The organism is Thiocapsa sp. (assembly GCF_018399035.1).
Lineage (GTDB): Bacteria > Pseudomonadota > Gammaproteobacteria > Chromatiales > Chromatiaceae > Thiocapsa.
In genome coordinates this window covers 4,277,830-4,289,654 of record NZ_CP073760.1, presented here as the reverse complement: position 1 = coordinate 4,289,654, position 11,825 = coordinate 4,277,830, and the positions used below count along the sequence as shown (strand labels likewise).

The 11,825-nt window shown below is 59.5% G+C and carries 8 protein-coding genes; 1 reads left to right on the top strand and 7 read right to left on the bottom strand.

Annotated elements, in window-relative coordinates:
• Positions 1-16 precede the first annotated feature (16 nt).
• Positions 17-1,753 carry a sulfotransferase domain-containing protein gene (locus KFB96_RS19605; protein WP_213460644.1) on the top strand — a complete coding sequence of 579 codons (1,737 nt, stop codon included), beginning with the start codon at positions 17-19 and terminating at the stop codon, positions 1,751-1,753.
• Between the two features lie 557 nt (positions 1,754-2,310).
• Here the strand turns inward: KFB96_RS19605 and KFB96_RS19600 are convergent.
• The 7 genes from KFB96_RS19600 to KFB96_RS19570 all read right to left on the bottom strand — a co-directional run bounded on the left by KFB96_RS19600 (position 2,311) and on the right by KFB96_RS19570 (position 11,769).
• On the bottom strand, positions 2,311-5,169 hold the full coding sequence (locus tag KFB96_RS19600) for a glycosyltransferase family 2 protein (protein ID WP_213460642.1): 2,859 nt from the start codon (positions 5,167-5,169) through the stop codon (positions 2,311-2,313).
• Between the two features lie 409 nt (positions 5,170-5,578).
• Entirely contained in the window at positions 5,579-7,492 is a 1,914-nt protein-coding gene (locus KFB96_RS19595; RefSeq protein WP_300971731.1) for a sulfatase-like hydrolase/transferase, read from the bottom strand.
• Positions 7,492-8,328, bottom strand: coding sequence for a glycosyltransferase family 2 protein (locus KFB96_RS19590; RefSeq protein ID WP_213460638.1), 837 nt, complete (start codon positions 8,326-8,328; stop codon positions 7,492-7,494). The genes KFB96_RS19595 and KFB96_RS19590 overlap by 1 nt, the downstream gene beginning before the upstream one ends.
• The gene (locus KFB96_RS19585) at positions 8,325-9,116 is read right to left on the bottom strand and encodes a polysaccharide pyruvyl transferase family protein (protein WP_213460635.1); all 792 of its coding nucleotides are present in this window, start codon (positions 9,114-9,116) and stop codon (positions 8,325-8,327) included. Before KFB96_RS19585 ends, KFB96_RS19590 begins: the two co-directional genes overlap by 4 nt.
• Positions 9,117-9,222: 106 nt before the next feature.
• Positions 9,223-9,780 (bottom strand): methyltransferase domain-containing protein, encoded by a 558-nt coding sequence (locus KFB96_RS19580; RefSeq protein WP_213460633.1) that lies wholly within the window; start codon positions 9,778-9,780, stop codon positions 9,223-9,225.
• A complete protein-coding gene (locus tag KFB96_RS19575; RefSeq protein WP_213460631.1) occupies positions 9,777-10,715 on the bottom strand; it encodes a glycosyltransferase family A protein in 939 nt (312 codons plus the stop codon). Before KFB96_RS19575 ends, KFB96_RS19580 begins: the two co-directional genes overlap by 4 nt.
• 127 nt (positions 10,716-10,842) lie before the next feature.
• On the bottom strand, positions 10,843-11,769 hold the full coding sequence (locus tag KFB96_RS19570) for a peptidylprolyl isomerase (protein WP_213460629.1): 927 nt from the start codon (positions 11,767-11,769) through the stop codon (positions 10,843-10,845).
• Positions 11,770-11,825 lie beyond the last annotated feature (56 nt).

The window sequence follows — 11,825 nt, the reverse complement described above, 5'->3', positions numbered from 1 at the left end:
CGATTAACGATCACTTATGCCAGCGAACCCAGATTTCCTCATCATCGGCGCCATGAAATGCGGGACAACCGTCCTTTATGACTTCATCTGTATGCATCCGCATGTCAGCAAAGCCGCGTTGAAGGAAATCCATTATTTCTCACTTTACAGATCGAACGGCGAAGATTGGTATCGGAACCATTTCAACAAGACAACCGACGAGATCACGGGCGAAGCGAGCCCAACATATTTTCATTGTGCTTTTACTCCGGAGCTACCGACTGCTATCAAGACTGCTCATCCTCGGGCCAAGTTGATCTTGATCGTGCGCGATCCTGTCGAGCGCGCAATTTCGCATTTTGTACATCTTCAGATTATCAATAAAGTACCTGAGCTGATTGCAACCGATATTAACGACTTCTTCGCTCGCCCCTTCGAAAGCGCGGTAAGTCAGACATCGAGCATCGATTATTATTTACACGATGTACTTTCTTTTAGTTGCTATCAGCGCCGGATGTTGACCTTCCTGCAAGTTTACGATCGCAGCGAAATACTCGTTCTCAGCAACAGCGACCTGCTCATGCAACCTCGGCGGACGATGTCACGCGTCTTCGATTTCCTCGGATTGGAACCATTCGAGACCGAAACATTCACCGAAGTTCGATATTCGGCAGGAGCCATGATCGAGCGGGTGAATCTTCAGACATTCGAGAAGCTATCGAAGTTTCTCTATCCCGATTATAAGCGCTTCTGCGATACGACCGGGCTTACTTACGAGCGTTGCTCTCATCCTCGGCTAACATTAGCCGCAGAGCGGCCAACTGCCAATGAAACCCAAAGTTCCGTAGCGGATGATGTCTCGATCGGTCGTGACGGCTGGCTTTTCCTCAAGGGAGGAAGCAACGAACTTTTTTCCTACTATCAGAAGCCCCGCTTCGATAGCACCCTCGTCTCGGCTTGGGATCGCCTGTTCGAGTCGCGCCTGAAACGCTCTGACGAGCTTGGAATCCGCTACCTTCATCTATTCGCACCCAACAAGTTATCGGTTTATCCCGAGTACTCTCTCGAACCTCTGCCGCATTTTTCCGCTCATCCCATTCGCGCCTATCTCACGGCTCCGCGTCGCCCCCTGTTTCTTCAAGATCATTCGGTTGACCCCATCCCTTTTTTTCAGCGGATCAAGAAAGAGCATCAAATCTATTGGAAGACAGATTCACACTGGACTTATCAAGGATGTTTTTGTGCTTATCAGCTCATCTGCGCTAAATTGGGCGTCGCATCCAGGCCCGACCTAATCGCCCGCCCTTTCGTAGAAGGAGAGCTGACGATGGATCTCGGCGGGAAACTCGCCCCCCCAGTACGAGAGAAAGCCCGCTTCTACGAGGTCATCCGTGATTCTCGGCGCACGAACGCGAATGCTTTCGTCGCATACAAGGAATCAACCAACAGACATAACGACCCGGGTCTTCATGTCGGATCGAATGTCGTTTACTGCAACGACCAGGCCGCTGCACGTTTCAAGTTGGTATTGTTTGGGGACTCTTTTTCCGAATATCGAGCTCATTTGCTGACCGGAATGCTTGCAGAAACCTTCATGGAGGTTCATTTTGTTTGGTCGTCTAGCATCGATTGGTCTTATGTAGAGCGCGTACGACCAGACATCCTGCTGACCGAGCTCGTCGAGCGGTTTATGCCCTCGGTCCCTAGAGATGACTTCGAGCTTGAGGCTTTCGTGCGGGATCGTATGAGCGTGCTCAATAGCGCGGGTCCATAGAATGCATTGGCAACCCGAGGTCTAAAACCGGATCGAGCCCGGCATCAGCACGGGCCTTGATCTTAGTACCGGCCAGTGGCTGACGAACAGCGCGTGGTCAGGGCTTCCAGCCCTGATTCTGTCAGCCCAAGATGGCCTGACTACGCAGTCGGCAGCCCATGTGGTCGGAGGCATGGGCCTCGCTCGTAAGACCGGCCACCCAAAACATCAGTCGCTCGTGACACCCGCTCTGCGGTGTCACGCATGCCCCGTGGCGCTCTGCGCCAAGTGCTACGATGGCCGGAATTATGAGCAAGGCCGAGGTATGAACAAGTCATCAGCACAGTTTCAATGTCTCGCGGTCCTTGAGAAGTATTGCATTGAACAGCCTCTAAACCGCGTCCAGAGCGAGATGCTGAGTTTCGGGTGAGTCCAACGGTGAGTGCAGACCCGCGCTTCGGCGGGAGCGAGGTTCAAAGTTCGTGTTTTTATCATCCTAAACCGCGTCAGCTCCGACGCGCAATGAACTGGCCGGGGCAGCTCCAATCCAAGGACGATGCATTTCGCCCTGACGCGGTTCAGACCCGAGGCGGAAATGATGGAAGGAAATCGAGATCCGTAAGGGTCAGGTTCGGGTTATAGGCTGGGTCTCTTTGCAGCATAGGCCCCCACCGCGCCTCCATGATCGCGACTTCTCCACGAAACCGCATCAATTTCTCAGATGAATTGTCAGTGCCCCGCGACGCCGATTCATGATGGTAAAGCTCGGCAAAGGGCGTCCAGAGGTTTAGGTAACCCGCCTCACGCACGCGCAAACAAAAATCGATATCGTTGTAGGCGACGGCGAGACGCTCGTCCAAACCGCCGACCTGCTCGAAGACGGCCCTTCGGACCACCAAACAAGCCCCAGTGACGGCCGAGAGGTTCTGCACCACGTGGGTTCGTCCGCCGTGCCCGACGTAGCCTTTCGGCATACCCGCGAAGGCATGATTCGCGACGCCGAGCAAGCCTAGGATGACGCCCGCGTGCTGAATGCGACCGTCAGGGTAATAGAGCATGGCGCCGACCGCGCCGATCTCCGGTCGACACGCCTGAGTAGCCATCTCCTCAAGCCAATCCGCTGTGATCACCTCGATATCGTCGTTCACGAGACCGATGATTTCGCTATGGCTCTGGCTTACGGCCCAGTTATTGATCGCTGAATAATTGAAGGGCTTGTCAAACTTGAGCACGCGGATCCGCTCGTGATGGGCGAGCGTGTCGAGGTAGGCGAGCGTCTCCGCGCAGCGACTCTGATTGTCGATGATCAGGATCTCGTAGCTCGGATAGGTGGTCCGAGACAGGATGGAGCTCACACAAGCTTCGAGCAGTGCGCGGTTGTCCCGCGTCGGGATGATGAGACTGACACGCGGGACGGAGCGGGGAAGCGACCAGCGCACGCGATAATGGCCATGAGGCAGCAACGAGACGGCAGCCGTCGCGCCGATCCGCGCGAGATGCTCTGATACCGCTTTGGCGCCAGCCAATTGCGCATAGCCCTTGGCATCGGCATGCAGCGCGGTGGACCCTGCGATTGCGCGCCAATGATAAAGAATTTTGGGGATATGGACGATCTGATGAGGCTGCAAGCGTTCCGTACAACGCAGGACCAGATCGTGATCCTGACTGCCTTCGAATCCACTCCGTAATCCGCCGACGGCGCGCACGAGATCGGCCCGAACAGCCGTCAGATGACAAATATAGTGCTGTGAGCGCTCCAAGTCCGGATTCCAGTCCGGCTTGAAATAGGGCTCGAAGCGCTGCCCCACCTCATCGATCTTGTCCTCGTCGGAATACAACAGAGCCGCGCTTGGATGGCTCCGAATCGCCTCGGCCAGCTCGAGGAGGGCATGGGCGGGCAGCTCGTCGTCGTGGTCCAAGAAGGCGACGAAGTCGCCCCCGGCCAACGCGAGTGCCGAATTCGATGCCGCCACGATGTGACCCCGCGCGACGCGATGGACGACCTTGATACGCGCATCACGCTGAACATAGGCGTCGAGCAACGGTCGCACGTGCGGCGCCGACGAGGCATCGTCGGCGAGACACAACTCCCACCTCGGGTAGGCTTGGTGGATGACACTCTCGATACAGCGTCGCAGCCAGATCTCCGGGGTTTCGTACACCGGCACGATCACCGAGATGAGCGCGCCATCCTCAATGCGTTTCGCTCGTGCAGACAGCGCCTCAAGCCCGGCGGCGGAGAAACTGTCGTAGAGTAGAACCCATCGAGCGTGACTGCGCTCTCCCGCAGACGTCTTGGCGTCATAGCCGTTCTTCAGGCGCTGGGTCGCGCGTGCGATGCCGTGACGGTGCACGTCGACGACGAAACCCCACAGCACCGACCTCATGCCCCGAGGCTGGTCATCCTGCGAACGATGCTTCAGTAGATAAAAAAGAGCCGACGGCAAAGACAGCCGGGTCAACTCGAAGCGGTCGATCGCAAAACGCCCGTAACAGAGATCGAGATGGAGCTGGAGCCCGTAAAACGGCGAATCCACCCGCAACAGGGTATCGCTCGAACCGTCCTTGCCCGGCCCCATCAAACAGAGCGAGGCTCCTTGGCCCGACTCGGGGCCGGGATCGCCGTAGAGACATGCGCGGTGGATCGCGTTTCGGCGTGCCCCGAACGACGCACGGGCGCGGTACCAACCCGCCGGGAGCGGCCAGCCACCCGCGGGAAGCACGAGATCGAACTTAGGCTTAGGGTGGCTGCAATCCCACTGATTCGGCGTATCCGCCGGACGGATCGCGACTCTATCGGAAGGAATCCAGACGGCCTCGCGCGCGAAGCCGGGCCTGAGCGCAGTTCCGAGACGCACGCGCGCGGCGACGCTCGCGGCGCCGAGATCGATGGCGAGCGCGGCGCGATACGCGTCGGCCAGATGGACCAACACGAGACGCCACGAGCCGGTAGCAATAGCCGCTGCCGCTTCGCGCAGCACGCGCATCCGCCGCAGGGGCAGGCCACGACGCGAGGACGGGAGCAGCGACCAAAACATTTCCGCCATCGCCTCAAGCCGATGCAAGGGTGTCAGCCTGACCCAGGATAGGCTCAAGCCCTCGCCATAGCCTCCCGGATCGAGGTAGAGCCGATCGCTCGGTGTCGGCAGCGCAAGTACGACCGATCGACGCCCGAGATCGACATTGCCGGGGATCAGATCGATCAGATGCTCATGCTCTCCCTCGGCGCTGAGATGTAAGGATGGCGTGGGCCAGGAACGGCCCTGCACCAGTAGATCGCTCTCGACGGCATACCAGCCCCGCGACAGGGTCAGCGGAACGCGTGGAGCCAGCGCAAGTCGCTGCACAACGCGACCACCCAAAACGGGCGCCGGCTCGGCATTGGCGGCACGGCCATCGCGTGCCGACTCCACGCCAACCGGAACGAGCTCGTACATCACAGATCCGGGGGCGCATGGGAACACCGCTGACGTCGGCCAGGCATCGCGCACTCGAGGATGGGTTTGGTGGCTCGGTTCAACGGCTTCAAGATCTTCTCTGAGATTCCCGGTACGCACGCCCCGCGCCCGGTCCGACTCGGGGGACAATCCATCGTCGGATTGTAACCGACCGATCGATACCTGACTCGCCACATCGCCCCATGTTAAGAGGTCTGGTCGTTGCTGCGGGCGTGGTTTCGGTCTCATCGGGCTCTTTCGCAGGAGAGCTTGCCCGTGTACCCGAACTTCTTTCACTTCGTCCACAAAGCCCTCGTCCGAGGCGATGACCTGCTCAAGTCGCTGCCGGCAGCTCTTTTCGGGCTGTTCAAAACACCCAAAGAGTCAGCCTAGCAGTGTGATCGAAAGCTTAGTCGTCGCGTTGTGCTGATCGCTCTTCGGTCGGGCAGATCTGCTCATGTAGCCAGGCCGGCGTGATATGTTCTCGATCGACCCGCGCGTTGTAGATCTCAGTCATCGCGCATGGCCCCATGGCGTAACAATCCACTGATCCCGATCCACCCAAATGCGTCGGCGCCTCCAAGGGCTGATCCGGGATGATCTGACCTTCACCCGAAACAAGAGCCATGCGTTTGCCATCGAGATAGACCTCGACACGATACGCATCCTGGTTGGTTTCCCAGTTGGTAATGCGCCGCTTGAAGTCCGCGGATAGCAACACGGAGCGGCAGTGCGCGCTTGGGGGCATCGCGACGCGGATTTCTAAACCGCCGAGACGGCTTATGAGCTCATCTGCAGTCGCATCATGGGTGATGCTCCAGATGCCTGGTTGTTCGGCGATGGTTTGATCTTCGGCGATGCCCGCCGCCAAGGGCGATAAGCGAGTCGCGAAGGTATAGCCGCCAAAACCAGGGGAGCGCTGAAAGTCGTCGCCTTCGAGATGCGCGGTGCTCTCCGAATTCTTTTCCTGAATCAACCGGATACGTCTTGCCTCGCGTATCCACTCGCGATAGTCGTCGGCGAGGCGGGTAGCCACGTCCGGGTACTGCTCGATGACATTTGTGCTGCCGGTCGGATCAGAAAGCAAATCGTTCAGGGCATGGATTGCTTCGAGCTGCCCCGCGATCGGCAGCGGCGCTTGCTTGACGAGTCTCCAGCGCCCGTCCGTGCTCAGCACGCTGAAGCCGTCGCCGCGCGCCCATATCAGTTGACGCGACGGCAACCTGTTTTCTTCGCCCGTCATCAGCCGATGCAAGCTGATCCCGTCGAATAGGTTGCCGATCGGCTGTTGGATGGCATCGAGAATGCTCGGCATGAGATCCATTGTCGACACAATGGCGTCGATGGTCCTGTTCGGATAATGCCCGGGCCATCGCACAAGCAGGGGAGTACGCACACCGCCCTCGTAATACTGAACCTTTCGGCCGAAGAAAGGCAGGTTGCTGCTCGCATTAGCCCCGCCGTTGTCGCTTAGGACGATGACCAGTGTATTCTCAGCCTGACCGCTCTGATCCAGCGCCTGGAGGATTTGTCCAATGGCGTCATCGGCCATGTGCAGCATGGCGAGATAGCGTCCCTCCGGGGTATCGCCGTGAAGCTGGAGATAGTGGGGTGCCGGCTCGAACGGCCCATGGGGTGTGAAAAACCAATGATTGATGAACCAGGGCGTGTCGCCTTTCAACTGGTGAACCAAACGCGACGTGTGGTCAGCCAGGATCTCGGTTAGATGGCCCGAATACTGACGCGCCGGCCCTCCATCGAGTGACAGCCAGGGATCCAGATAGGTGGGTTCCGTGTAGTCGGAGGCGAGCATGGGATACTGGTAGCCTCCTCCCAGCAACCACTGGTTCAGAAAGCCGAACCAGCGATCGAAACCGACGGCGTCCGGCCAGGCGTTTCGGGTCGTATGACCGATGTGCCACTTACCGATATGGTGCGTGCGATAGCCCATGGCTTTGAGTACGCGCGGCAATGCCTGCGTCTGAGGTGAAAGACCTCTTCCGTCCGGAGTAAATCCCAGCTTGGCCGGGTGTCGTCCGGTCAACAACGATGCGCGTGTCGGCGCGCAGGTGCTGTCGGTCGAATAGTGACGTGTGAAATGGACACCTTGGTGCGCGAATCGGTCGATATTCGGCGTGGTGACGAGCGGATTACCGTGCAAACCGAGGTCGTTGTAGCCCAGGTCGTCGAGCACCAAGAGCAGCAGGTTCGGCGGGCGCTCGCCATCGGCTCGTGCGTCGTCGAGGCTCACGAGCATCCACAGCGCGACGAGCAACATCACGCCCATGAGTCCCCGCAACGATCGGCCTGCGCAGAACACCATCACTCTTGGACTCCTGTTGCCTCGGCACGCTCGCGCGGCCAGTGCCAATAATGCGATGTGACGGGCGCGGCGCGGCAAAGACACTCGTTGCCCCCAGTACCGAGCGTCTTGATGCAGGGGTCATCCGTCGGCAGTTGCAGGGCCTCGCGCGTCATGCGAACACGATCGCGATGCCATCCGCGCGCAACCTCCGCCTCCGCAAAGCTCCGCGTCAGGTACTTGCGCCAGATATGCGATTGGCTGAGGGCAATATAATGTCTCATGACATGCGTATAGGGACACATCCGAATGTGCTCGCCGCTCAGCACATGACCACCGAGGGCGGTATTGTCGAGGCCGGCATCGCGGCGCCAGGCACGATGCAACCAATTCTTCCATCTCTCGAAGAAATAATAGCGGTGCATCTCGGCATAGTAGTCGCGTCCGCTGTAGTCGGCGTTTGGCTCCGGGATGAAGGTGAACTCCTCGAAATTGACGACGTTCGCGCCGAACCCCTGGGCCTCCTCGATGGCGGCACGTAGTGACGAACCGGGATTACGATGCTCGAGGATCTCGTCGGCGTCGAGGTGGATGATCCAATCCTGCGTGAGGGTGCCGATGAGCAGACGCTTCGCGGTGAGCTGCTCCTCGAGCGCGAAGGTGCCCCGATAGGGCAGTTGCTCGATCCGGGTGACCGGGTCGCCGCGATGTTCTTCCAAGAGTGTTCGCGTGGCATCCTCCGATCCATGATCGAGCACGGCCACGTCGATGTCCTGAGCCGCGAGATGCGGGAGCAGATATTCCAGATAAGGGGCTTCGTTGCGGACCGCGATCACGGCGCAGATGGATACACTCATGTCCTGATCACCTCCTCGAAAAGGGCTTGCCGAGCCATGTCGATGGATTCCCGGATGGTCGCGACGAGCCGCTCGTGCGACCCGGTCGTCGCCAATGGCAGAAGATCTTCGACGCGGGTGTCTTCCTCGATCCGAATACGTCGGACCGTGCCGGGAGCAATCCCGATGCTCAGATAATAATCGTGGAACTTGAAGCCGTCGCCCAAGACGGCGTTGGAGAGCTCGATCCAGAGCGCAGGCTTACCATAGGCATGGGCGAAGATGATGCCGTGCAGCGACGAGGATAGAATGATCTCGCAAGCCTGAAGCGCGGAGAAATAGTCGGCCAAGGGCTGGGTCGGATCGATGACGGCGAGACCCTCCCGACGACAACGCTCGACCCATGGATGTTGTCGGTCGACATAGTGCGGCAGGACGCCGAATGGAGCTCGAACCGGCTCGAGACTCGGAAAGAGCAGTGGCGCCAGAACACCCGGATCGGCATAACGGGCCGGGCAGTCGATACCCTGCAAATTCAGAAAGTGCGCGGTCAAGGGCCCGCGCACACAGTGGATCCCCGCAGGTGGGGCGCTCGGTTTCGCCGTGGGTAAGATCAAGCCTGCGCCGCAGACATACGAGTTGCTGTCGGCCCAGGAGATGATGCTGCCGAGCAGAACGAGATTCGGCTCAGCGAGCGCCTCGTCGGCGGCGGGACGGATGCCGTGGTCACCGAAAAAGTGTTCGGCCAGTCGCAGCGAGAATTGATCGCCCGCGTTCGCACAGCCTTGAAAATATTTCAGAGGCAGCATTTTATACTGGTTCGTGATTCGTGGTTAGAAAAGAATTTTTAAACAATGACTTAGCGACGTACGAGCCAAAAGAATAGCGGGGATTCGGTATCTCGATCGGTGCTGGTCATGCCTTGCGAAAGGTGAAAATCACCTGGCTCTGCCAGGGCTCGACAGCCGTGGCGCGAAAGCCGTTGGCCTCGAAGACGCGCGTCAAGGCCGCTGCGCTGTAGTGGTTCACCCAGCCATGTCCCGCGCGATCCTCGGGGTTGGTATCGGTGACGGCATAGGACAGGATCATGGCGACGCGACAGCGTGGCGCCAGATGGCGAACAAGCCGCGGAACCTTGCTGACATATTCAAAGACTCCGCTGGCCAAGATGATGTCGTGCGGCGGAAAGTCCGAGAGTCGCCGGGCGTTGAGATCGCACACCAGCGTATCCGGGCCACGCGAGACGAGATCCGAGGGGGTATAGGTACAGCCCTCCGGCAGGGCCTCGCGCAACACCTGACGCCCCGCGCCGAGCTCAAAAACGCTCGATCCCGGCGGGATCAGCTGGGCCATGCGGCGCGTACGACTATCCCAATGCGGCAGGAGGTTGGAAGGCTCGCTCCAACGCGCAAAATCGGTAGGGGATGCCGTCCAACGGCGCCACGTGTCGAGCAGAGGATCCAGCGTAATCATGAGGACGAAGACTCCTGCGATCGTGAGCTCAGCGGTGCCGGGTGTCCGGGGGCACTCGTCAGGAACGGACGACTGGCCGGATGGACACGGCCGAGGTAGATCGGATCTTGCCCGGTCGTCGGTATCCAATCGCGACCGCGGATCGCGCGATACTCGGCTTGGAAGGACTCGAAAGGATGCTGCTCTTGGGGCACATTGGTGGCAACCCCGCCATGAAACTGATGAAAGGTTCCCTCGCCGAGCAAACGCACGGGCTGAAGGGCAGTATCCTGCATCGCGCGAGAATAGAAGTCGAGGTTACAGAGTCCGCCTCCGGGCGTTTGGAAAGCGGGATGAAATCCACCCATGTCGAGGAAATGCCGGCGGGGCAAGGTAAAACAATTCGTCTCCATGATGTCACCCAAAAAACCGGACGCGCTCGATCCAGCCAGCACGGAGCAAGTAAAAAGTCGATAGCCGTCCGCCATCCAACCGACGGACGCGAGCAGGCGATCCTCGACCGCGCGATCGTATCCCTGCAGCATGGTCTGGTTTTGCAGACCGGGGCCGAGATGAAAGCTCATCGTGTGCGCGAAGGGCGCGGAGTGGACACGAGTCGCGGCATGAAAGCCGGCGAGCACGCCCGGAGAGAGGATGCGCGCGCCGTCGATATGAACGGCCAAATAGGTCCCGCGTGCGGTCCGTGCTGCGGCGTTGATCGCCTGCACGGGGGATGGACACCGGCTCTCGATACGTCGATAGATGAACTCTCGGCCGAAGCGCCTGGGCAGATCAACGTCGAGCGGCGGCGAAGAGCCATGATCGAGCGCAATTACTTCATAGTCGAGCCCATCAATGCCGCGCTGGTAGGCACGACTCACCGAATAGAGCGTGCGCGGAGCCTCGCGGGCCATCTGGTGAAAGACGAGGATAATTGAAAGGAGGGGTGTGCTCATGGTGAGTTAAGAATATCGGGTCGTTCGGGATATCGCGAGAAGGCACCGCTCCGCTCCTCGGGCAGGAGATCGCGCCGGCCAGCCCCCGGCGCGTTGACCTTCCTGCGTATGCCCGAGTGAAAGCCGATCAATCGGCTGCCGTGCTCGCGTTCCCGCCGGCAGAAAGGCGCTCCATCCGCTCGATGACGAGCTGTTTGAAGTGATCGGATAACTCGGTGAGATCCTCGGTCGGGCGCAGCGCCTTCATCATTTCATCAAACCGACGCGTCTGATAGTCCGCGATCAGGTCGGCGTGAATCCCGCGCTTCACCGTCTCGTATGGGATAGGCTCCCCGGAGGTCTCCTCTTCGAGCATAACGATATGCCAACCGGTGCCGGACTCGAAGGGCTCGGTCACCTGTCCGAGCACTTGAAGCTCGAAGGCCTGTTGTATGAAGGGCGGTTGTTCGCTCATGTCGCGTGGTTGGATAAGCCATTCCTTCACGCCGCCGCCGTCTTGTGCGTTCGGGGCCTGCGAATACGCCTTCGCGAGCACGCCGAAGTCCTCGCCGCCCTTCATGCGCTCGAAGAGATCGCTCATCATGGTCGGCGTTTCTTGCGGATCCTCGGGATTCGTGAAACGCGAGATGTGCGCGATGCGGATCCTTCGCGGCAACGCATACTGCTCGGGATAGGCCTCGTAGAGATCGAGCGCAAGCGCATCGATTGCCTCCATCGGAGGACGTTGCGTGCGTACTTCGTATTTGCGAAGCGCCTCGGTGAGGATACGCAGTCGCGCTTGCGCGATGGCGCGCTGGATCTCGGGCGTGTCGAGCAAAGCGGCTTGCTTGGCGGCCTGCTCAATACGCGCCGCCTGAATAGCGCTGGCTAGCTCGGATGCGCGCGCATCCGGATCGTCACGAAGTCGGCGTAGCACCTTGCCTGCCTGTATTTCAAGCAAAGCCGGCAGATCGATTTCGCCTGCGGATGTGAGCGCACCGCTCGCGTCTTGATTCGACGCGAATGCCACGGTCGGCGCAAGACCAAGCGTGATCAGCAAGAGCAGTGGATACAAATTCGGACCCTCCACGATCAGTCATCGGAAATAAAAAAGGGGCGGCAAGGCCGCCC